Here is a 19,706-nt window from a genome sequence, read left to right as displayed (position 1 = left end):
GTCGCCCGCTCGCTGATGAATGCCATCAAAGGAATTGAATGGTTATGCCGACGGGCAGTTGCTAACCTGCCGCAAACTCAGCAACAGGAGCACTCCCGTGGAAAAACGAAGCCTTGGCCGGACCGGCCTCTCCATCGCGCCGATCGTCTTCGGCGGCAACGTGTTCGGCTGGACAGCGGATGAGAAGACTTCCTTTGCCCTGCTGGACGCATTTTTCGACGCCGGATTCAACGCCGTCGACACGGCGGATGTCTACTCCGCCTGGGTGGACGGGCATGTGGGCGGTGAATCTGAGGCGATCATTGGCAAATGGCTGAAACAATCGAGCGTCAAGCGCGAGGATGCAGTGATTGTGACCAAGGTCGGTTTCGACAATCGCGGCCAGAAGACCGGCCTCAGCGCCAGATGGATCGCAGAGGCTGTCGAAGCTTCGCTGAAGCGGCTGCAAACCGACTATATCGACCTCTATCTCGCCCACAAGCCTGATGCGGACGTGCCGCTGGAAGAGACGCTTGCCGCCTTCGCAAAGCTGAAGGAACAGGGAAAAATCCGCGCCATCGGCTGCTCCAACTATTCCGCGAGCCAGCTTCAGGAGGCACTGGACGTGGCTCGGAAGAATGATCTTCCACGTTATGATGTGCTGCAGCCCGAATATAACCTTTACAACCGCGCGGATTTTGAAGGTCCTCTTGCCGACCTCTGCGTCAAGGAAGATATCGGCGTCATCAACTACTACAGCCTCGCCGCCGGCTTCCTGACCGGGAAATATCGCGCCAAGGCCGATACGGAAGGTGTCGCCCGCAGCTATCGGGTGGGTGAATATGTCAACACGCGCGGCCTTGCCGTTCTGGGCGCGATGGACGCGGTGGCGGTTGAAACCGGCGCAAGGCTCGCCGATATCGCGCTGGCCTGGCTTTTGCGAAAAAAAGCGGTGACGGCCCCGATCGCCAGCGCTACCAGCCTGTCGCAGCTTGAAAGCTTCAAACGCGCTGTCAACCTGAAGCTTACGGATGAGATGATGACCCTTCTCGACAAGGCAGGCGCTTAAGATGGAGCTTACAATTCGTGATGTGCAGCCGGCTGACCGGGCGGAATGGCTGCGCCTCTGGAGCGATTACCTTGCCTTTTATGAGGTCGAGCTTGCCGATGATGTGACGGAACACACCTGGGCGCGTATCCTCGATCCCGCATCCCGCGTTTCCATGCGCGTGGCTATGCTCGGCGAGCGCATGGCCGGTTTCGCCATCCACCATTTCCATGATTCCACCTGGGTGAAGACACCGGACTGCTATCTGGAAGATCTGTTCGTCGATGGCGCGATCCGCGGCAAGGGAACGGGCCGGGCGCTGATGGACGATCTCATTGTCATCTGCAAGGAAAAGGGCTGGTCACGGCTTTACTGGAACACGGACGAGCACAATCATCGCGCCCAGAAGCTCTACGACAGCTATGTCAAAAGCGATGGCCATATCCGCTATCGCATCACCTTCTGATCATCCCCGGAAACGGAAGAAGTCCACGAAAGCCCTCAGCGCCGGGCGCATCTGCCGGCGCGAGGGATAATAGATGTAAAAACCGTCGAAGGGTGCGCACCAGTCGTCCAGCACGCGGGTGAGCCGGCCTTCCCTGATATCGTCCTCAACGCGCTGCTCGAAAACAAAGGCAAGCCCTGCGCCGTCGATCGCAGCCCGGCGAATGAGGCTCTGGTCCGACAGGATCAGCGGCCCTTGAACATCGACCACCAGCGGCTTGCCGTTCTTCTCCAGTTCCCAGCGATAGATAAGGCCACTGGCGAAGCGCCGGCGAATGCAGCGATGCCGGATGAGATCTCTTGGATCGCGCGGCGGTGCTTTTTCTGCGAAATAGGCGGGAGCGCCGACAATCGCGCCGCGCCATGCGCCGCTCGCCTTCACCGCAATCATATCCGCATCGAGGTGCTCCCCGAGCCGCAGACCGGCATCAAAACCCTTCGCGACAATGTCTTCGAAGCGATCATCCGTTGAGATTTCGAGGGAGATATCGGGATAGATCCGCAGGAACTCGCCCAGCCGCGGCACGATGAGATCCTCGGCGGCCAGTCTCGGCAAGGTGATGCGCAGAGGACCAGCCGGCCTTCCACCATGCTCGGCAAGGGTCTCGATGACCGCATCGATGTCGGAAAGCGCCGGCCCCAGCGTTTCGAGGAGCCGCCTGCCCTCCTCTGTCGGTGAAACGCTGCGGGTGGTACGATGCAGCAGGCGCAGGCCAAGGCTCGCCTCCAGCGACGATACAGCATGGCTGACGGCGGAGGGCGCAATGGCCAGCTCAGCCGCGGCCTTGCGGAAGCTGCGGCCTTCGGCAACGGCGGCGAGAACGGCCAGCTGGGAAAGTTGTACACGGTTCATTGTTCTAAATGATAGAACAACCCAAGCGGATTTGCAGCGATTATCTTTGCCACCGCCGGACGTTATGTTTTGCCCATACCCGCTCCCAAGGGTATATTTAGCGTCTTGGATACACGCTCCGCGCAAACCACGGGACAGTTTTCAAGGCGTGCTCTGACAAAGGACAGGCAGATGAAACATAGAATTCTCGGAAAAGACCTCTCCGTCTCCGCACTAGGACTTGGCTGCATGGGCATGAGCGATGCCTATGGCCCTTCGAATGATGAAAGCGGCGCCATCGCCACGCTGCATCGCGCCGTCGAACTTGGCGTCACATTCTTTGACACGGCAGAAGTCTACGGCCCGTTCAAAAACGAAATCCTCGTCGGCAAGGCTTTGAAGCCCTATCGCGACCAGGTGACCATCGCCACCAAATTCGGTTTCCGCATCGATCAAAGCAAACCGTTGGCGGAGACGGTCCAGGGCGTTGACGGCTCACCCGCAAATGTGCGCGCCGTCGCCGAAGCCTCGCTGAAGAGACTTGGTGTCGATGTCATCGACCTCTATTACCAGCACCGCGTCGATCCGGATGTGGCAATTGAAGAGACGGTCGGCGCAATGGCCGACCTAGTGCGGGAAGGCAAGGTGAAGGCGCTCGGTCTTTCGGAGGCGAGCGCGGCGACCCTTCGCAGGGCGCATGCCGTTCACCCGATCGCGGCCATTCAGAGCGAATATTCGCTGTGGACTCGCGATCCCGAAGAAAATGGCGTGCTGGAAACCTGCCGTGAACTCAGCATTGGTTTCGTGCCTTTCAGCCCGCTCGGCCGCGGTGCTTTGACGGGTGCGCTGAAGACGCTCGATGGACTTGCCTCCGACGATTTTCGCCGCAGCCTGCCGCGCTTCCAAGGCGAAAACTTCGATACCAATCTGGCACTCATCAAGCTGCTGGAAGACATGGCGGTCGAAAAGGGTGTTACCGCCGGGCAGCTTGCGCTCGCCTGGGTCATGGCACAGGGCGACTTCATCGTGCCGATCCCCGGCACCACGAAAATCGCCAATCTGGAGAAAAACGTGGCGGCAGCGGATATATCGCTGACGACAGACGAAGTCGCCAGCCTCGGCGCGTTGCTCTCTCCGGCAAAGGTTGCCGGTGAACGTTATACGGAACAGATGATGCGATTGGCCAACCGCTAAAACAAAAAGCCGCGGTAACTGCCGCGGCTTTTTTATTCTGTCATCCGCTCGCAGCCTTTCAGGCGCGAAGAACGCCGCCCGTCGATTTCTCGACATTGCCGACGATTTTGGCCGTCAGTGCCTCGAAATCCTCGTCAGTCAACGTTTTGTCGACCGGCTGGATCTGGACCTCGATGGCGACCGACTTGCGGTCTTCCCCGAGCGATGCGCCCTCGAAAATATCGAAGACGTTGACGCCAGTGATCAGCTTGCGGTCGGCACTCGTCGCGGCCTTGATGATGGCCCCTGCTTCCACCGACTTGTCGACCACGAAAGCGAAGTCGCGCTTGACGGCCTGGAAGGGCGAAAGCTCAAGCGCAGGCTTGGTGCGGGTCGCTTTCTTCTTCGGCTCCTGCATGGCGTCGAGATAAATCTCGAAACCGCAATAGACACCGGAGACATCGAGTTCGGACAGCGTCTTCGGATGGAACTCGCCGAAATAGCCGAGCACAACCTTAGGACCCATCTTGATGGTGCCGGAACGGCCGGGGTGATACCAGGAGGGGGCGCCGGCCTCGATCTGCACATTGGCCATGGGCAGGCCGCAGGCTTCGAGCACCGAGAGCGCATCGGCCTTGGCGTCATAGACATCCACCGGCTTGCCGCCGCCCTTTGTGGCATTGGACCACATGCGGCCGCTGCCTGCGAGCGAGGCCGTGCCACGACGGACGCCGCCGGCAACACGACGCTGGCCTTCAGGGGTATCGCCCTCATAGGTGCCGGAAACTTCGAAGATCGCCACGTCACCATGGCCCTTGTCGGCGTTGCGCTGGGCCGCGGTCAGAAGACCGGGCAGCAGCGAGGGCCGCATATCCGACATGTCGGCTGCGATGGGATTGGCAAGCTTCAGCGCGGGCGAACCGCCGCCGAAAAGCTTCGCCTGAGCTTCCGGGATGAAGGACCATGTGACAGCTTCAAGCATGCCACGGCTTGCCAAAGCACGGCGCGCGGTGCGGGTGCGGATCTGCAGCGTCGTCAGGATACGGCCGTTGACCGCTCCGAAGTTTTCCAGCGGTTCCGGCTTGATATTGTCGACGCCGTGGATACGCATGACCTCTTCAACCAGATCGGCCTTACCATCGACATCCGGGCGCCAGGACGGCACGGTGACGGACACGCGCTCGCCCGTTCCTTCGACACCGAAACCAAGCCCCTTAAGAATGGCGAGGCTTTCTTCCGCCGACACTTCCAGACCGGTCAGTCGCTTCACTTCCGAGAGCGGAAAATCAACGACCTTGGGCTGATGACCCTTGTAGCCGACGACCTTGGCTTCGCCGGCAACGCCGCCGCACAGTTCGAGAACCAGCTCGGTGGTGCGTTCCAGACCCGGAACCATATATTCCGGATCGACGCCGCGCTCGAAACGATAACGCGCATCGGTGATGATGCCGAGCGAGCGGCCGGTCTTGGCGATGTTGATCGGGTCCCAGAGAGCGGACTCGATCAGCACATCGACAGTGTTTTCGTCACAGCCGGAATGTTCGCCGCCCATGACGCCGCCGATGGATTCAAGGCCATTTTCGTCGGCAATGACGACATTGTTCGGGCCGAGCTTGTATTCGCGCTGGTCGAGCGCGAGGATCGTCTCACCCTCTTTTGCGCGACGGACGGTGAGATCACCCTTGACCTTGGCGGCGTCGAAGACGTGCATCGGCCGGCCCTGATCGAAGGTCATGTAATTGGTGATATCAACGAGCGCATTGATGGGGCGCAGGCCGATCGCCATCAGGCGCTGTTGCATCCACTTCGGGCTCGGGCCGTTTTTTACACCGCGCACGATGCGCAGCGAAAAGCCGGGGCAAAGCGCCGTGTCATCCAGCTCCAGCTTCACGTCAACCGGGGTTGCGCCTTCAACCTTGAAGGACGGCGCAGCCTTCGTCTTCAGCTTGCCAAGACCGGAAGCGGCAAGATCGCGGGCGATGCCGTAGATCGAGGTGCAATCCGGGCGGTTCGGCGTCAGATTGATCTCGATGACCGGATCGTCGAGCCCGGCATAGGTGGCGAAGGAGGTACCAACAGGCGCATCTTCCGGCAGATCGATGATGCCGTCGTGGCTGTCGGAAATGTTCAGCTCCTTTTCGGAGCACATCATGCCGTGGCTTTCGACACCGCGGATCTTGCCGACGGCAAGCGTGACATCGATGCCCGGGACATACACGCCGGGACGCGCCAGCGCGCCGACGAGACCCGCACGCGCATTCGGAGCACCGCAGACGATCTGCACCGGCTTGCCGTCACCGGCATCCACCATCAGCACCTTGAGGCGGTCAGCCTCGGGATGTTTTTTGGCGGAAACGACCTTGGCGACCACGAAGGGCTTGTAGGCCGCCTTGTCGTCAACGTCCTCGACCTCGAGGCCAATCGCCGTCAGCCGCTCGCAAATCTCGTCCAGCGTCGCATCCGTATCGAGATGCTCTTTCAGCCAGGAAAGAGTGAATTTCATGTCTTTGCTCCTTGGCTAACCGGATTAAACGCTCAGACCGCCGAACAGCGTCGGCATGTCGAGCGGGCGGAAGCCGTAGTGGTTCATCCAGCGGACATCGGCGTTGAAGAAATCGCGCAGGTCCGGCATGCCGTATTTCAGCATTGCGATGCGGTCGAGGCCCATGCCCCAGGCAAAGCCCTGATATTCATCCGGGTCCAGCCCGCCGGCGCGCAGCACATTGGGGTGCACCATGCCGCAGCCGAGGATTTCCATCCAGTCCTTGCCTTCGCCGAACTTGACGATGGGGCCAGAACGGTCGCACTGGATATCCACTTCGAAGCTCGGCTCCGTGAAGGGGAAGAAGGACGGGCGGAAGCGCATGACGACACTATCGACCTCGAAGAAGGTCTTGCAGAATTCCTCAAGCACCCAGCGCAGATTGCCGACATGCGCCTTCTTGTCGATGACAAGACCCTCGACCTGATGGAACATCGGCGAATGGGTGGCGTCGGAATCCTGACGGTAGGTCTTGCCGGGAATGACGATGCGGATGGGCGGCTTCTGGCTTTCCATGGTGCGTATCTGCACCGGAGAGGTGTGGGTGCGCAGCACCTTACGCTCGCCGTTTTCATCCGGCTGGAAGAAGAAGGTGTCGTGCATTTCGCGGGCCGGATGGCCCTCGGGGAAATTCAGCGCCGTGAAGTTGTAATAGTCGGTCTCGATATCAGGACCTTCGGCGATCGAGAAACCCATATCTGCGAAGATCGCAGTGATTTCGTCGACGATCTGGCTGATCGGATGAATGCGGCCACGCTCGGCAGGCGACTGGCGCACCGGCAGGCTGACATCCACCGTTTCCGCCTTCAGGCGCGCGGCAATCGCAGCATCCTTCAGGCCGCTCTTGCGTTCGCCGATCAGGTCGGTGATTTCGGTCTTCAGCTGATTGATGGCAGCACCCCGGGTCTGGCGCTCTTCCGGTGTCATGCTTCCCAGCGTCTTCAGAAGCTCCGAAACCGAGCCCTTCTTGCCAAGCGCGGCGACGCGCACTGCCTCGATGGCCGGCTCATCGGCAGCGGCGGCGATCTCCGACATCAGTTGCGATTTCAAGGTATCAAGTTCAGTCATCTTTTCCTGCCTTGCCGGTTTTTTTGAGAGCGGCTTCGGGGTTCACAGCATTCATCAGATAGTCGGTCGCCATGATAAAGCGTCGCAGATCACTACCCATCCGCACGCGCCCGATCAACCGGGCAAACGGTAAAAATCGCCCGAGAATGCGGGTCAGGCGGCTTAATTCTTCGACAGCCCGCGGCGGGGCGTTTTCGAGCCAGCTTGAAAAGGCCGCGTCACGGGTTTTGGGGGCATCCGAAGCACGCGTCGCGACCTGCAGAAACAGCAGCCAGATATCGCGGGCCTGCGCGGTCTCAAGCGGCATGACATCCTGAGGGCGCTCCTCGAAATCCATGAAACCGACACGGCCGTCCTTCAAAAAGAAATCACGCACATGCGGGCGGCCGTGACAGAGGCCCGCAGCATGCAGCTCGCCGAGCGCTTCTGCGGATTTCACAAGCAAGGCGTCATGCTCCACCGGATCGGACGCCTTCAGCGCATCCATCCGCTCCATGAGCGTCGGACCAACGTCTCCCAGCACCACCGCCGTGCGCGACGCGTAGATGAGCGGCGGAACCGGGAAGCCCCGTTGCTGGAACTGCTGCAATGTTTCCAGTTCTCGCTGCATGAGGCCTGCGCCATCCAGCGGTTCGGAAGGGCGAAGAAAGGCGTAGGGCAGAAGTTTCGACAGCAGCTTCTGCATTTTCATCCACCAGGTTACACGTTCCGTGCCCTGCCGTTTGATCCACACCGTTAGTTGCGAAAGCTCAACCTTCTGAATACGGCGGTCACTTTTCAGGAGGACGCGCATCAGGGCTGCGATGTCACCGTCGTCAAGATGAACGCGAAAGCCTTCCGCTTCCACAACCTCACTTTTATTGACCAGCATGTCGTCCACCAAAGGTTTCGCTTCAAACGGCGTGAATACTCCATCTCTTCTAAATTTCTAAATTAAAAAATGCCGATCGAAATGTATAAGCAGCTCGAAACGAAAAACCCGCGCCGGTTTCCCGACGCGGGTTTTAAATGAACAACAGATTGTCCGCGCCGTAACTACTTTACAGCGGTTTCAAACTCGTTGGTCGTGCCAGCATCCTTGAGGTACTCAAGCGCCTTCTTCGCTGCTTCAACGAGCGCGCCGAATGCTGCCGGCTCATGGATAGCCATGTCGGACAGAACCTTGCGGTCAACTTCGATGCCAGCCTTGTTCAGGCCATCGATGAAGCGGCCATAGGTCAGGCCGAATTCGCGAACAGCAGCGTTGATACGCTGGATCCACAGAGCGCGGAAATTGCGCTTGTTGACCTTGCGGTCGCGGTAAGCGTACTGCTTGGAACGATCCACGGCAGCCTTTGCTGCGCGGATGGTGTTCTTGCGGCGGCCGTAGAAGCCCTTGGCTGCCTTGAGTGTCTTGGTGTGCTTGGCGCGGGAAGTTACGCCACGTTTTACGCGTGCCATGTCATGATCTCCTTAAAGTGTCCAAAAGTGCGGAAAAGTCTCAGAGACCGTTCGGCAGGTAGTTCTTGACGACTTTCTTGCCGTCAGCTTCGGCGAGAACCATGGTTCCACGCGCGTCGCGAATGAACTTGTTGGTACGCTTGATCATGCCGTGGCGCTTACCGGCGGCGGCTGCAACAACCTTACCGGTGGCGGTGATCTTGAACCGCTTTTTTGCAGCGGACTTCGTCTTCATCTTGGGCATTTTGCTACTCCGTTTTTTGTATCGAAACAGGCAGACGAGGCCTATTTCAAGCTATTCAGGAACGGCCTCGGCATGCCCTGCCGGACCGTTCGGACGCGCGCTTATAACCGCAGTCGGCTAAAAGCGCAACGGGGAATGAAAATTTCCCCTTGCGGCGGTGATTCACGCGGCCTTTAAAGGCTGGCGTAATTATCTAGGGGCGAGAACCATCATCATCTGACGGCCTTCCAGCTTCGGCTCGGCTTCAACCTTGGCAATCGCCTGGGTGTCTTCCTTCACCTGAAGGAGAAGCTTCATACCGAGTTCCTGGTGGGCCATTTCACGGCCACGGAACTTCAGCGTTACCTTCACCTTGTCACCTTCGTCAAAGAAGCGGTTCATCGCCTTCATCTTCACGTCATAATCATGCGTGTCGATGTTGGGGCGCATCTTGATTTCCTTGACCTCGACGATCTTCTGTTTCTTGCGCGCTTCGGCGGCCTTTTTCTGGGTCGAGTATTTCAGCTTGCCTAGATCGAGGATCTTGCATACCGGCGGTTCAGCGTTCGGCGAAATCTCGACGAGATCGAGACCGGCCTCCTCCGCCATTTTCAAAGCCTGATCCGTCGGCATGCTACCGAGGTTCTGGCCCTCTTCATCAATAAGCTGAACTCTGGGAACCCGAATTTCCCGGTTGGAGCGCGGGCCCTCCTTTACGGGGGCATCGGCTTTGAAAGGTCTGCGAATGGTCGTATTCTCCTGATCTGTTTCTGGATCACGTCAGCAAAAAACAGCTTGTTTGGTACAAGCGGCGGAAATGTCGTTATTGCCGCGGCGAAGTCAATAGCATATCTGCCCGAAAAGATCACCTGTTGCCACGGATTTTGCAAATACGCCGCCGATATTGCACTAAAATCAGGAGAATTGCATATACATGACCGAACAAGCTGCTGAATTCCTGCATATAGGAGTGGGCGACGACGCCCGCAACATCGCTTTCCTTCATCGACCCGCGACATCCCAGCCGGACGCGCCCACGCTCGTCTGGCTCGGCGGCTACCGCTCCGACATGACGGGAACCAAGGCGGTTGAGCTGGATCGCTTTGCAGCGGAAAACGGCCTTGCCTGCCTGCGGCTCGATTATTCCGGCCACGGGGCTTCCGGCGGCGATTTCAAAAAAGGCACGATCTCGAGATGGCTCGACGAGGCACTTGCGGTGGTGCGGGCAAAAGCACCGTCGCGTGTCGTTCTCATCGGCTCGTCGATGGGCGGGTGGATTGCGTTGCGCATGGTCGAGGAGCTGCGCAGGGCGGGTGGCGCGCCCTCCGTCGCCGGCCTGGTGCTTATTGCGCCAGCGCCCGATTTCACACAGGAACTGATAGAGCCCAGCCTTTCGGATACGGAAAAGACCTCTCTCATGGAACGGGGCTACTTCGAGGAGCATTCGGACTATAGCCCCGAGCCCAACATCTTCACCCGCGCACTGATGGAAGACGGAAAGCAGAACCGCGTGCTCACCGGCATCATCACCACCGGCTGCCCGGTTCATGTTCTGCAGGGCATGCGCGATCCCGATGTTCCCTATCAGCATGCGCTGAAGCTCATCGAACATCTTCCCGCCGACGACGTGGTGCTGACGCTGATCCGCGACGGAGACCACCGGCTTTCCCGGCCGCAGGATATCAAGCGGATGCTCGCGGCCGTCAAAGCCCTTGCAATATAGGCATTTGCGCAACGCTCTTAACCATATTCAACGAGTCTTGGGCGTCGCCGATTGCTAGAGATTGACTCAACCCCCTATCCCTCTTAACTTTTCGTTAAGAATTAAGGGACGGGTTTCATGATGAACGCACCGCTGGCGCGTGCTCTGCTGTTTGCAGTTGCTGCCGGGCTAATGACTGCTGCCTCCGCCATGGCGGAAATCAAGGGAAGCCCTTCCATGGTGACGGGCGGGATCACGTCCCAGCCAATCGGCCATTACGAGTTCTGTCAGAAATATGCCGACGAGTGCAATATCCGCAGCAAGGTGACGCCGCCGCCGCGCGTTACCGAATACGGCTGGGGCGTCATTCGCGAGATCAATGCTTCCGTCAATACCACCATCGTGGCGATGACCGACCAGGAAATCTACGGCAAGGACGAGGTCTGGGAATATCCGACAACCGCCGGCGACTGTGAAGATTTCGTGCTGCTGAAGCGCAAGAAGCTGATCGAGCGCGGTTTTTCCGTGGCCGATCTCCTGATCACCGTCGTGCGCAAGCCAGATGGCGAGGGTCATGCCGTGTTGACGCTGCGCACTACGGATGGCGATTATATTCTCGACAACCTCACCGACGACGTGAAGCTCTGGACCGACACCAATTACACCTATCTCAAGCGGCAGGCGTCCTTCAATACGGGCCGCTGGATTTCCATCGAGGATGGTCGCGACGTTCTGGTCGGCGCGTTGCGCTGACGCTCAAATTCCATGTCTGATAGATCGGAGCCCGCCGTCGCGGGCTCTTTCTTTTTTTCACGCGTTGCCGATGATGATACCGGCCGCCAGCACCAGCGAACCGCCTAGCACCACCTGAAACACCGCCCGCAGGAATGGCGTTTCCATGAAGCGGTTCTGAATGAAGGCGATGGCCCAGAGCTCCACAAAAACGACGACGGCGGCAATGCCCGTCGCTGTCCAGAAATGCGGGATGAGATAGGGCAGCGCGTGGCCGAGACCGCCGATAGCCGTCATGATGCCAGACGCCAGGCCGCGCTTCAGCGGCGACCCGCGGCCGGACAGCTTGCCGTCATCATGAGCGGCCTCTGTAAAGCCCATGGAGATACCCGCACCGACGGAGGCGGAAAGACCGATTAGGAAGGTCTGCCACGTATCCTGTGTGGCAAAGGCAGCCGCGAAGATCGGCGCCAGCGTCGAGACGGAGCCGTCCATAAGGCCGGCAAGGCCCGGCTGCACGTAAGTCAGAAGGAACTGCCGCTTTGCGGTTTCCTCCTCTTCCGTCCGATCACCCTCATCAAGATGTTTTTCTTCCAGCATTCGGGCGATGTCTTCGTGGCCCCGCTCCGCCTCGGCCAGATCGCCCAGCAGCTGACGCGTCGAGGCGTCGCTGGTGCGCTTGACGGCTTCATCGTAAAAGCGGATCGCCTGGGCTTCCATCAGTTGGGCCTGGGCGCGGATTTTCTCGAGCGACAGGTTCTTCACCAGCCAGTCCGGCGTGCGTTCGTAAAAGCCGCGCACATGTTCGCGGCGGATCAGCGGAATGGTTTCACCGAAACGACGGCGATGCATGTTGATCAGGATATTCCGATGCTGCTGCTCGACCTCGGCCATATCGTCGAACACTTTGGCCGATTGCGGATATTGCCCGCGCAGATGATCGGCATAGGAGCGGTAGATACGGGAATCGTCCTCTTCGGACGAGATGGCGAGAGCGAGGATTTCCTGTTCGCCTAGCGAGGAAAAGGGGCGTTTGGACAGGGAAAAAAGACTGCGAAACATGGCTGAAACCTTTTTTAGAATAATTCTAAATACATCTGTACTCCATCGCGATCAAGCCATTTTAGAATTATTCCAATAAGGCAAAGGGTCGCATTGCAGCCATCGGTGCGGCGGGGTAAATTTGCCAAAAAGGAAAGACGATGCAGGATCAAATTGCAGGGCGGGCCGCCCACAATGCGGAAATTCAGGACAGGGCGGAAAAGGCCATGGCCGAAATGGGCGTCGATGCCGCTTTCATCGACCTTCTGGTGGAGACCTTTTACGGCCGCGTTCTCGAACACCCGACGCTTGGCCCCGTTTTCGATGCACGGCTTGCCGGGCGCTGGCCGGAACATATGGCCCGGATGAAACAATTCTGGACGGCTGTCGCCTTCAAGAATGGCGGCTATCGCGGCAAACCCGTGCAGGCGCATCTGGGGGTAAAAGGCATGTCGGCGGAGCTTTTTCCGCAATGGCTCGCACTTTTTTCAGCGACGCTGGACGACATCGCGCCGAGCAGGAAGGCGCATGACTGGTTCATGGAAACGGCGGAACGCATCGCCAGAAGCCTGACGCTTTCGCTGTTTTATAATCCGGCAATGGATGACCCGGCGTTAAAACGCAGCATGTCCTAGGGCGGAGAAAGCCCCACAAGCAATAATCGGCAAGCACAGCGGAAGATCACGCAAGTTTCAAACATTCCCTCTTGATGGCTGTGGGGATAAATGTTTAGTAGCCGGCGGGAGGCGTACCGTGCGGTTCGCCCGTCATATGCAGACATAGCAGGGCTTATCGACATGGATCGCAGATCATTTATCCGCAAGGCAGGCGCTGTCGGCGCCGGTGTCACCGCAACGGCGCTTGCCGCTCCGGCCATCGCACAGGAAAACCCCAAGATCACCTGGCGCATGACGTCGTCCTTCACCAAGGGCCTCGACATTTTGTTCGGCGCAGGCCAGATCGTTGCCGATCATGTCAAGGAAGCCTCCGGCGGCAATTTCGTCATCCAGCATTTTGCCGGCGGCGAAATCGTGCCGGCGCTGCAGGCAGCGGATGCGGTGACGGCTGGCACCGTCGAAATGGCGCATACCTGCTCGTATTATTATGTCGGCAAGGACCCGACCTTCGCGCTTGGAACCTCCGTCCCCTTCGGTCTCAATGCACGCCAGACTAATGCCTGGTTCAACCAGGCCGGCGGCAACGAGCTGCTCAATGAATTCCTTGCGCAGCACAATATCTACTCGATCCTGCTCGGCAACACCGGTGCCCAGATGGGCGGCTGGTTCCGCAAGGAGATCAACACCATCGATGACCTGAAGGGCCTGAAGATGCGCATTGCCGGCCTCACCGGCCAGGTGATGCAGAAGGTTGGCGTGACACCGCAGCAGATCGCCGGCGGCGATGTTTATGCTGCGCTGGAAAAGGGTACGATCGACGCCACCGAATTCGTGGGGCCCTATGACGACCAGAAGCTCGGCTTCTACAAGGTCGCGAAATATTACTACTACCCGGCATGGTGGGAAGGCGGCCCGGCCGTGCATGCTTTCGTGAACCTGCAGAAGTTCAACGAGCTGCCGGAGAACTACAAGCGTATCCTGAAAGACGCCTGCGCCGCCGGCAGCGCCAGCATGCTGGAGCGTTACGATGCCCGCAACCCGAAGGCACTGAAGGAACTCGTGGCGCAGGGCGCCATCCTGCGCCCGTTCAGCCAGGAAATTCTCGACGTTTGCCACAAGGCGGCGCTGGAAACCTATGCGGAGATTTCGGCCAAGAACGAAAACTTCAAGAAGATCTATGAAAGCCAGCAGGCCTTCAAGAAGGACGCCTATCTCTGGGCCCAGATCGCTGAATATACCTATGACACCTACATGATGATCCAGCAGCGTAACGGCACGCTCTGATCCTTTTCATCATTTTCCGACGATCTTCAAAGGTTCTTCGGGCTTCAGACGGTCATCCGGCATCTGCCGGGTGGCCGTTTTGTTTGGCGACACCAGCTTCCACACTTCCCTTTCGCGCCAGTCGACCGGGCTCATGCCGGTGACACGCCGAAATTCCCGGTTGAAGTTGGACTTGGTCTGAAAGCCGGCGGACAACATGATCGCCGTCACCGATTGCTCCGTTTCCTCCAGCAACCGGCAGGCTTCGCGGATGCGGAGCTGATTGACATATTGCGAGACATTGACGCCAAGAGAGCGATTGATCGCACCCGAGATTTGCCGGCTGGGCAGGCCGAGGCGTCTTGCAAGTCGGGACAGGTTGAGGTTCTCGTCGCGATAAAGCGCCTGCGCCTCCATCAGCCGATCGACCCTTGCGACGATATCCCGGTCCTGTTCGGATGGTTCTGCCGGCGCAGATAAGTCCGAAACCGGCTCCGCGGCCGCTCGCGGTGCTTTGCTTTTACCGGCGAGAGCAGCCATGAGGCCGATCAACAGCAGTCCGAAAAGATTGGCGTTGCTGACAAGTGCTGCGACGTTTTCCCCACGTGCCCACTGGAAATCGAAAAACACCAGCAGATCGACAAGAGCAGAAACGCAAAGAGCAACCGCGGCGATGATAAGCGCCCGGTGTGCCGAGGCGACGCTGGCGAATTGCGCCTCATCCAGCCCATCCGGCCCCTTTCTTCCCAGAAGAAGCAGGGCGACAGCGTGGCCGACAAAAATGGTGATCAGCGCGAGGTCGATCGCCGCCGGGAATGTCAATTCCAGCACGACGATCAACAGTGGCGACAGGGCAAGACTGGCGAGCATCAACCTGCGGCTCTCCGTGCCCGCGCCCATCAATCCGCGAAAAGCGATGTAGATGAGAGGCGGCAGGCAGGCGGCAAGGATCGGCAAAGCATAACGCATTTCGCTGATGCCATAACCCCAACGCAGCCCGACGAGGACGGATTGCACGGCGCAAAGGGCAATGGACGCCAGAAAGGCCCGGTTGGTCCGCACATCGTCTCCGCTTCGCAGGAAGACGATGAACATGACGACCAGCAGAAGCGCCACGACAAAAGGCAGCGGAATGAACAGCACGAACGATATCCCCTGAGCGAGACCTATATTGCTCAGTCATGGACCAGATCGCGTTTCGGTACGACCTCAAACGCGATCAAGGACGCAAAAAACCGGTGACGACGCAGATTGCATTTCGTTCTTTTCACCGCACGAGGTTTTCATGCGTACCTTCACCACCACCACGACCTTACTGTTTTCCGCTCTCGCCACCCAACCGCTTTTTGCAGGCGAGGCCGTCGGCGTCAGCGACATCGCCATCCATTCGCCTGAACGGGGCAAGGAGCTTGCCGTGACGATCTGGTATCCATCCGACGGCAAGGGCACACAGGTGCTTTCCGGGGAGGATCGAATTTTTCAAGGCACGCCCGTTCTCAACGGTAGTGCGGTGCAGCCGGGCCGTCTTCCGCTGGTGCTTCTGTCGCACGGCTCGGGTTCAAGAGTTAGCGGCATGGCCTGGATCGCTGTAAGACTCGCGAGTGAGGGTTTCATCGTCGCCGGGACCAACCATCCCGGCACGACAAGCGGCGATTCCACGCCGGCCGATACCCCAAAAATCTGGGAGCGGACCAGCGATCTTTCCGCGATCGTCACGGCGCTCACCACACAAGGCAAATGGTCCGCCTCGGTCGACGCGGGCAGGATCGGCGTCCTCGGCTTTTCGCTGGGCGGCAGCGCCGCAATGGAGATATCCGGCGCACGCGCCGATCTCGAAGCCTATGCGCGTTATTGTGAAAATGAGGCCGCGATGATGGATTGCCAATGGTTCGCCGGCGGGCAGGCCTATGTCAATAACGAGCCGGTCAGCGTACCGAAGCTCGATCTCAGAACCATCGACAAGGCCCGTTTCGAACAACAGAATCGCGATCCCCGTATCCGTTCCGCCGTGCTGGTCGATCCCGGCCTCGCACTCGCCTTCCAGCCAGAGAGTCTGAGACAGATCGATATTCCGCTCACCTTCGTCAATCTCGGCAGCAAGGGAAAAATTCCGCCGGCAGTGCTGGCAGACAGGCTGGCGGCTGAGGTGCCCGGTTCAACCTACCAGCAGGTCGATGAAGCCGACCATTTCAGCTTCCTGCCCCTGTGCAAAGAGGGTGCCAGCGCATTTCTCAAATCCGTCGGCGAGCGGGATCCGATCTGCGAACCGGCCGGGCCGCGGGATCGGGCGGATATTCATGCCGAGCTGGAAAAGATGATCGTTGCCGCCTTCAACCGGACGCTGAAGCCCGGACAATAGGCAGCGGAAAGGTCTAGCCGATCCGCTTGTAAAACAGGGTCGTGCCGCAATAACGCCCATCGGGAAACAGGGCGTAATCGGGAATGACGCCGACCCGCTCCCAACCGAAGCGAGGATAGATCGTCTCGGCATCGCTACCGGTGGCCGTATCCAGCACCAGAAGGGTACGGCCACGGGCAGCCGCTTCCTCTTCCACCTTTTCCATAAGCTTGCGGGCGAGACCAAGGCCGCGCGCCGAGGGATGCACGAGAAGCTTCATCAGATCGCCGCGATGCGGCTGGTTGGGTTTGGAAGCAAGGCCGACCTGCACGGTGCCCACCACCCTGCCATCCACTTCCGCCACCACATGGATCGTACCGCCCTCACCGACATTGTCCGCCACTGATTGCCAGAAGGGTTCTGCATCCCGCGGGGAGAAGGGCAACATGAAACCGACGGATGCGCCGCCATTCACGCACTCGGCAAGGACGTCGCAGAGTTCGGGCAGGACGTCGATGGTCTCTTGCCCGTTCAATACGCGGATCGTGGCCATATGAACTCCTCTTGGGAAAATCAGCGCTGTCTTTGATCCAGCACGACGGCGTAACGGGCAGGTTTTTCGGAGGGATTGTGAAAGACATGCCCTTCGCCCACCGGCATGAAAAGGCAATCTCCGGGTTCCATCAGGTGCACGATACCGCCGCTCGTCATTTCCAGAACACCTTCAAAAAGCCAGACATATTGCGTCATTCCCCGGCTGGCCGCATGCGGCGGAAAACCGACACGCGCCCCTGCTGGAAATTCGACTTCAACGATATCAACGTCAGACCCCACGCGTGGCGGGGAGATGGCGCGGCGGACATAGCCTGTCTCCGGGTCTTTCCAGAGCTGCTGGTCGCGCTTCTTCACCAGCGGGGAAACCACCTCTTGATCTTCGGCGAAGAAACCGGAAAGCGACAGGCCAAGTGCTGCGCAGATGCGGGCGAGCAGCGACGCGGTGGGGCTCGCCTCGCCGCGTTCGATGCGCGAAATCATGGCGCGGCTGACACCGGATTCGGAGGCGAGCCGGTCCAGCGTCAGGCCGTTCTCAGCCCGCAGGGTTTTGATCCGCTCGCCGATCGAACGTTCGAGAATCTGATCTTCGTTTTCCATCATATGAGATTATGATTCTCATATGATGGAGTCAATATCCATGATAGTAGAAATCGTGATCGTCGGTTACCGCATGTTGCGCGCGGTAGACAACGTCTCAGGCGCCGACCTGAGCGATCCAGTCATTCAGATTATAGTAGTTTGTTACTCGGCTAACTTTCCCATCCTTCAGGTCGAAGAATGCCCCGGCCGGCAGCACATATTTCTGGCCATCTGCCTCCGGAAGCCCCTCATCGGTCTTGAGATATTCGCCGTTCACGACGAATTCGGCGGATGCGCGTTTGCCGTCTGCGCTCGCCATGATCACCATGTCGGTGAGGCTTTCCCGGTAGCAGCGGTTCATGTGATCCATGAAGGAGGCGAAGGCGGCCTTGCCGGTCTGGCGCTGACCCTGATTGATGTCATGCACCACCTCATCGTGAAGCAGCGCCAGGAAGGCATCCATGTCCTGACGGTTGAAGGCATCGTAATAGGCGCGGATGGTCTCGGCAGCGGTCATCGTCTTCTCCGTTCTTGCTTGCGCGGGTGTTCCATGACGGTATAACCAGTGCAACCGAGAGTGAAAATGCCCATGACCGTCGAAATCAAGTCTCTTTCCGGCATCGACGCCGCACCCTATTTCGATGACCTCGCACGCCTGCGGATCGAAGTGTTTCGCGCTTTTCCTTACCTCTATGACGGCTCGCTGGATTATGAGCGCAAATATCTCGCGACCTATGCCGATACTGACGGCGCGGTGTTCGTGCTGGCGCTCGATGACGGGCGCGTTGTCGGCATGTCCACCGGCATGCCGATGGCGGCGGAGACCGATGAGGTGAAGGCTCCCTTCGTCAAGGCGGGTTACGATCCGGACCGAATATTTTATTTCGGGGAAAGCGTGCTGCTGCCCGACTATCGCGGTCACGGGATAGGAGTGCGCTTCTTCGAGGAGCGGGAGGCGCATGCAAAGAGGCGCGGTTTCGACCGCTGTACCTTCTGCGCGGTCGAGCGGCCCGCCGACCATCCCCGCCGCCCGGCGGATTACGTGCCGCTCAATGCCTTCTGGGAAAAGCGCGGTTATCGCCACTATCCCGAATTGCGCACCAGCTTCACATGGCAGGACCTGGACGAGAGCAGCGAAAGTGCAAAACCGCTGTCTTTCTGGATGAAGAAAATCGCCGGAGATGGAAACGCATGACACGGTTAGCCGCCAGCCAATATGCCATCGAACTGATCGAGACATGGGAGGCCTATGCCGCGCATCTTTCCGCCATCGTCCGCGAGGCCAAGGAAAAGGGCGCGGAACTGCTGCTTCTGCCGGAATATTCGGCGATGGCGCTGACCGGGCAGCTGCCGCACGACGCCCGCTCCGATCTGCACCGTTCCATCGAAGAGATACAGCCGCTCATCCCCTCCTGGGTGGAGCTTTGCGAAGAGTTGGCGCGACAGCACCAGATGCTGTTCCAGCCCGGCAGCGCGCCGGTGAAGGACCCGGACGGCAAGTTTCGTAACCGGGCGTGGCTCTTTGGCCCGGATGGACTGATCGGTTATCAGGACAAGCAGATCATGACCCGCTTCGAGCGGGAGCAATGGAACATCCATGCGGGAGTGGAGGGTTTGAAGGCCTTCGAGACGAGCATCGGCAGGCTGGGCATTTTGATCTGTTACGACAACGAGTTCCCGATGCTCGGCCGCAAGCTGGCAGAGCTTGGCGTGGAACTGGTTCTTGCCCCCAGCTGCACCGACACTTTGGCCGGCGCTTACCGGGTGCGGATCGGCGCGCAGGCCCGGGCGCTGGAAAATCAATATGCCGTTCTTTCCTCCCCCACCGCGGGTGAGGCGCCGTGGTCTCCCGCCGTCGATGAAAATCGTGGCCGTGCCGCCCTTTACGTGCCGTCCGACTACGGCATGCCGGCATCCGGCATCGTCGCGGAAAGCGAAAGCGATGCGGTGACTGAGAGCACGCTGCTGATCGCCGATATCGATCTTGCCACTGTGGCGAGGCTCCGCACCGAGGGACAGGTTGCCACCCGCCGCGACTGGCCGGAGCAATTTGCGGTCTGAAAGCCCATT

At 59.2% G+C, this 19,706-nt stretch carries 22 protein-coding genes; 10 read left to right on the top strand and 12 right to left on the bottom strand.

What is annotated here, in order from left to right; translation table 11 throughout:
* The first annotated feature begins 97 nt into the window (after positions 1–97).
* The gene (locus tag CFBP5499_RS14680) at positions 98–1,048 is read left to right on the top strand and encodes an aldo/keto reductase (protein WP_080826802.1); all 951 of its coding nucleotides are present in this window, start codon (positions 98–100) and stop codon (positions 1,046–1,048) included.
* Position 1,049: 1 nt separating this feature from the next.
* Entirely contained in the window at positions 1,050–1,493 is a 444-nt protein-coding gene (locus CFBP5499_RS14675; RefSeq protein ID WP_080826803.1) for a GNAT family N-acetyltransferase, read from the top strand.
* Here the strand turns inward: CFBP5499_RS14675 and CFBP5499_RS14670 are convergent, their stop codons facing one another.
* A complete protein-coding gene (locus CFBP5499_RS14670) occupies positions 1,494–2,384 on the bottom strand; it encodes a LysR family transcriptional regulator (RefSeq protein ID WP_080826804.1) in 891 nt (296 codons plus the stop codon).
* Between the two features lie 171 nt (positions 2,385–2,555).
* Between CFBP5499_RS14670 and CFBP5499_RS14665 the strand changes: the two genes are divergently transcribed.
* Positions 2,556–3,557 carry an aldo/keto reductase gene (locus tag CFBP5499_RS14665; RefSeq protein ID WP_080826805.1) on the top strand — a complete coding sequence of 334 codons (1,002 nt, stop codon included), beginning with the start codon at positions 2,556–2,558 and terminating at the stop codon, positions 3,555–3,557.
* A 58-nt stretch (positions 3,558–3,615) separates the two neighbouring features.
* Here CFBP5499_RS14665 and pheT read toward each other — a convergent pair whose 3' ends face one another.
* From pheT to infC, 6 genes are all read right to left on the bottom strand, one after another.
* Complete coding sequence (gene pheT / locus CFBP5499_RS14660) at positions 3,616–6,039, bottom strand: phenylalanine--tRNA ligase subunit beta (protein WP_080826806.1); 2,424 nt, start codon at positions 6,037–6,039, stop codon at positions 3,616–3,618.
* 24 nt (positions 6,040–6,063) lie between these two features.
* On the bottom strand, positions 6,064–7,146 hold the full coding sequence (pheS, locus tag CFBP5499_RS14655; protein ID WP_080826807.1) for a phenylalanine--tRNA ligase subunit alpha: 1,083 nt from the start codon (positions 7,144–7,146) through the stop codon (positions 6,064–6,066).
* Positions 7,139–8,017: a lipopolysaccharide kinase InaA family protein gene (locus CFBP5499_RS14650; protein ID WP_080827514.1), complete on the bottom strand. Its 879-nt coding sequence runs from the start codon at positions 8,015–8,017 to the stop codon at positions 7,139–7,141. Before CFBP5499_RS14650 ends, pheS begins: the two co-directional genes overlap by 8 nt.
* A 164-nt stretch (positions 8,018–8,181) precedes the next feature.
* Positions 8,182–8,586, bottom strand: a complete 405-nt coding sequence (gene rplT, locus CFBP5499_RS14645; RefSeq protein ID WP_003507464.1) for a 50S ribosomal protein L20 — start codon at positions 8,584–8,586, stop codon at positions 8,182–8,184.
* Between the two features lie 40 nt (positions 8,587–8,626).
* Complete coding sequence (rpmI, locus tag CFBP5499_RS14640) at positions 8,627–8,830, bottom strand: 50S ribosomal protein L35 (protein ID WP_003493355.1); 204 nt, start codon at positions 8,828–8,830, stop codon at positions 8,627–8,629.
* 189 nt (positions 8,831–9,019) lie between these two features.
* On the bottom strand, positions 9,020–9,556 hold the full coding sequence (infC, locus tag CFBP5499_RS14635; protein WP_080728780.1) for a translation initiation factor IF-3: 537 nt from the start codon (positions 9,554–9,556) through the stop codon (positions 9,020–9,022).
* A gap of 187 nt (positions 9,557–9,743) precedes the next feature.
* On the opposite strand from infC, the gene CFBP5499_RS14630 reads away from it, so the two are divergent.
* Positions 9,744–10,532: an alpha/beta hydrolase gene (locus CFBP5499_RS14630; protein ID WP_080826808.1), complete on the top strand. Its 789-nt coding sequence runs from the start codon at positions 9,744–9,746 to the stop codon at positions 10,530–10,532.
* 117 nt (positions 10,533–10,649) lie between these two features.
* Complete coding sequence (locus CFBP5499_RS14625; RefSeq protein ID WP_130932491.1) at positions 10,650–11,264, top strand: transglutaminase-like cysteine peptidase; 615 nt, start codon at positions 10,650–10,652, stop codon at positions 11,262–11,264.
* Between the two features lie 57 nt (positions 11,265–11,321).
* Here CFBP5499_RS14625 and mbfA read toward each other — a convergent pair whose 3' ends face one another.
* On the bottom strand, positions 11,322–12,305 hold the full coding sequence (gene mbfA, locus CFBP5499_RS14620; RefSeq protein ID WP_080826809.1) for an iron exporter MbfA: 984 nt from the start codon (positions 12,303–12,305) through the stop codon (positions 11,322–11,324).
* A 140-nt stretch (positions 12,306–12,445) separates the two neighbouring features.
* Between mbfA and CFBP5499_RS14615 the strand changes: the two genes are divergently transcribed.
* Both CFBP5499_RS14615 and CFBP5499_RS14610 read left to right on the top strand, forming a co-directional pair.
* Entirely contained in the window at positions 12,446–12,919 is a 474-nt protein-coding gene (locus CFBP5499_RS14615; protein ID WP_130932492.1) for a group III truncated hemoglobin, read from the top strand.
* A gap of 162 nt (positions 12,920–13,081) precedes the next feature.
* On the top strand, positions 13,082–14,185 hold the full coding sequence (locus CFBP5499_RS14610; protein ID WP_080826810.1) for a TRAP transporter substrate-binding protein: 1,104 nt from the start codon (positions 13,082–13,084) through the stop codon (positions 14,183–14,185).
* Positions 14,186–14,194: 9 nt separating this feature from the next.
* Here the strand turns inward: CFBP5499_RS14610 and CFBP5499_RS14605 are convergent, their stop codons facing one another.
* Positions 14,195–15,307, bottom strand: coding sequence for a helix-turn-helix domain-containing protein (locus CFBP5499_RS14605; RefSeq protein ID WP_175416745.1), 1,113 nt, complete (start codon positions 15,305–15,307; stop codon positions 14,195–14,197).
* Positions 15,308–15,449: 142 nt separating this feature from the next.
* Here CFBP5499_RS14605 and CFBP5499_RS14600 point away from each other — a divergent pair, with 142 nt between their 5' ends.
* Complete coding sequence (locus tag CFBP5499_RS14600; RefSeq protein ID WP_080826811.1) at positions 15,450–16,523, top strand: alpha/beta hydrolase family protein; 1,074 nt, start codon at positions 15,450–15,452, stop codon at positions 16,521–16,523.
* Positions 16,524–16,536: 13 nt separating this feature from the next.
* On the opposite strand, the gene CFBP5499_RS14595 is transcribed toward CFBP5499_RS14600, so the two are convergent.
* The 3 genes from CFBP5499_RS14595 to CFBP5499_RS14585 form a co-directional block, all read right to left on the bottom strand.
* Positions 16,537–17,055 carry a GNAT family N-acetyltransferase gene (locus CFBP5499_RS14595; protein WP_080826812.1) on the bottom strand — a complete coding sequence of 173 codons (519 nt, stop codon included), beginning with the start codon at positions 17,053–17,055 and terminating at the stop codon, positions 16,537–16,539.
* A gap of 20 nt (positions 17,056–17,075) precedes the next feature.
* Positions 17,076–17,657, bottom strand: a complete 582-nt coding sequence (locus tag CFBP5499_RS14590) for a helix-turn-helix domain-containing protein (RefSeq protein WP_080826813.1) — start codon at positions 17,655–17,657, stop codon at positions 17,076–17,078.
* A gap of 94 nt (positions 17,658–17,751) precedes the next feature.
* Complete coding sequence (locus CFBP5499_RS14585) at positions 17,752–18,153, bottom strand: ketosteroid isomerase-related protein (protein WP_080826814.1); 402 nt, start codon at positions 18,151–18,153, stop codon at positions 17,752–17,754.
* 72 nt (positions 18,154–18,225) lie between these two features.
* Between CFBP5499_RS14585 and CFBP5499_RS14580 the strand changes: the two genes are divergently transcribed.
* Together CFBP5499_RS14580 and CFBP5499_RS14575 are read left to right on the top strand one after the other, a co-directional pair.
* Entirely contained in the window at positions 18,226–18,831 is a 606-nt protein-coding gene (locus CFBP5499_RS14580; RefSeq protein WP_175416744.1) for a GNAT family N-acetyltransferase, read from the top strand.
* Positions 18,828–19,697, top strand: coding sequence for a carbon-nitrogen hydrolase family protein (locus tag CFBP5499_RS14575; RefSeq protein ID WP_080826816.1), 870 nt, complete (start codon positions 18,828–18,830; stop codon positions 19,695–19,697). Before CFBP5499_RS14580 ends, CFBP5499_RS14575 begins: the two co-directional genes overlap by 4 nt.
* Positions 19,698–19,706: the final 9 nt, after the last annotated feature.

The sequence above is a fragment of the Agrobacterium tumefaciens genome, from assembly GCF_005221325.1.
Lineage (GTDB): Bacteria > Pseudomonadota > Alphaproteobacteria > Rhizobiales > Rhizobiaceae > Agrobacterium.
The sequence above is the reverse complement of the archived record's forward strand: the minus strand, read 5'-3'. Positions and strand labels throughout refer to the sequence as shown.

Coding starts and splice junctions, on each gene's coding strand:
- CFBP5499_RS14675 (WP_080826803.1), top strand. CDS start 1,050: ATGGAGCTTACAATTCGTGATGTGCAGCCGGCTGACCGGGCGGAATGG.
- CFBP5499_RS14670 (WP_080826804.1), bottom strand. CDS start 2,384: ATGAACCGTGTACAACTTTCCCAGCTGGCCGTTCTCGCCGCCGTTGCC.
- CFBP5499_RS14665 (WP_080826805.1), top strand. CDS start 2,556: ATGAAACATAGAATTCTCGGAAAAGACCTCTCCGTCTCCGCACTAGGA.
- pheT (WP_080826806.1), bottom strand. CDS start 6,039: ATGAAATTCACTCTTTCCTGGCTGAAAGAGCATCTCGATACGGATGCG.
- pheS (WP_080826807.1), bottom strand. CDS start 7,146: ATGACTGAACTTGATACCTTGAAATCGCAACTGATGTCGGAGATCGCC.
- CFBP5499_RS14650 (WP_080827514.1), bottom strand. CDS start 8,017: ATGCTGGTCAATAAAAGTGAGGTTGTGGAAGCGGAAGGCTTTCGCGTT.
- rplT (WP_003507464.1), bottom strand. CDS start 8,586: ATGGCACGCGTAAAACGTGGCGTAACTTCCCGCGCCAAGCACACCAAG.
- rpmI (WP_003493355.1), bottom strand. CDS start 8,830: ATGCCCAAGATGAAGACGAAGTCCGCTGCAAAAAAGCGGTTCAAGATC.
- CFBP5499_RS14630 (WP_080826808.1), top strand. CDS start 9,744: ATGACCGAACAAGCTGCTGAATTCCTGCATATAGGAGTGGGCGACGAC.
- CFBP5499_RS14625 (WP_130932491.1), top strand. CDS start 10,650: ATGATGAACGCACCGCTGGCGCGTGCTCTGCTGTTTGCAGTTGCTGCC.
- mbfA (WP_080826809.1), bottom strand. CDS start 12,305: ATGTTTCGCAGTCTTTTTTCCCTGTCCAAACGCCCCTTTTCCTCGCTA.
- CFBP5499_RS14615 (WP_130932492.1), top strand. CDS start 12,446: ATGCAGGATCAAATTGCAGGGCGGGCCGCCCACAATGCGGAAATTCAG.
- CFBP5499_RS14610 (WP_080826810.1), top strand. CDS start 13,082: ATGGATCGCAGATCATTTATCCGCAAGGCAGGCGCTGTCGGCGCCGGT.
- CFBP5499_RS14600 (WP_080826811.1), top strand. CDS start 15,450: ATGCGTACCTTCACCACCACCACGACCTTACTGTTTTCCGCTCTCGCC.
- CFBP5499_RS14595 (WP_080826812.1), bottom strand. CDS start 17,055: ATGGCCACGATCCGCGTATTGAACGGGCAAGAGACCATCGACGTCCTG.
- CFBP5499_RS14590 (WP_080826813.1), bottom strand. CDS start 17,657: ATGATGGAAAACGAAGATCAGATTCTCGAACGTTCGATCGGCGAGCGG.
- CFBP5499_RS14585 (WP_080826814.1), bottom strand. CDS start 18,153: ATGACCGCTGCCGAGACCATCCGCGCCTATTACGATGCCTTCAACCGT.
- CFBP5499_RS14580 (WP_175416744.1), top strand. CDS start 18,226: ATGACCGTCGAAATCAAGTCTCTTTCCGGCATCGACGCCGCACCCTAT.
- CFBP5499_RS14575 (WP_080826816.1), top strand. CDS start 18,828: ATGACACGGTTAGCCGCCAGCCAATATGCCATCGAACTGATCGAGACA.